The 584-nt window shown below is 48.8% G+C and carries 1 protein-coding gene; it reads left to right on the top strand.

Translation table 11 applies throughout. The annotated features are described in order from the left end of the window. Window positions 1–584: RHS repeat domain-containing protein (locus QZ106_RS01110; protein WP_295973181.1), on the top strand; the 584-nt coding region annotated here is incomplete at both ends.

The raw sequence follows: 584 nt of genomic DNA, 5'->3' as shown, positions 1-584 counted from the left end.
AACCGTTACACCACCGAAAGCTGGGTGTATGATTATGACCCACTGGGCAGACGGATTGCGAAATCCAAACTGAACAAGCAAGGCGAAAAACAATGCCACACGCAATTTATCTGGGCGGGCTCACACTTAGTGCAGGAAATTCGCAAAGGTAATCATCAGCAAAATGCTGAAAAAACCGACCGCACTTTCATTTACATTTACACTCACCCCGACAGCTATGAGCCGTTGGCGCAGTGTTATAAAGAGAGTGAAAATGCACAACATACCGTGAACTACTTCCACTGCGACCAAATCGGCATCCCACGGGAGATGACCGACAGCCAAGGCAAACTCATTTGGAAAGGACGTTATGACGCATGGGGACAACTTATTCACGACAGCAACCGCCATGCCCAACGGACCGCGCACCAACCATTCTGCCTGCAGAACCAGTACTTCGACCAAGAAACCGGTTTGCACTACAACTTTTTGCGTTATTATGAACCCGCACTCGGGCGGTTTATCACACAAGACCCGATTGGGTTGATGGGTGGGATGAATTTGTATCGGTTTGAGGGCACGGTGCAGAATCAAGTTGATCCATT

Origin of the sequence: uncultured Aggregatibacter sp. (assembly GCF_901873365.1) — a bacterium.
Taxonomy (GTDB): domain Bacteria; phylum Pseudomonadota; class Gammaproteobacteria; order Enterobacterales; family Pasteurellaceae; genus Aggregatibacter.
Note: the sequence above shows the minus strand (reverse complement) of the source record. Positions and strands in the feature narration are given on the sequence as shown.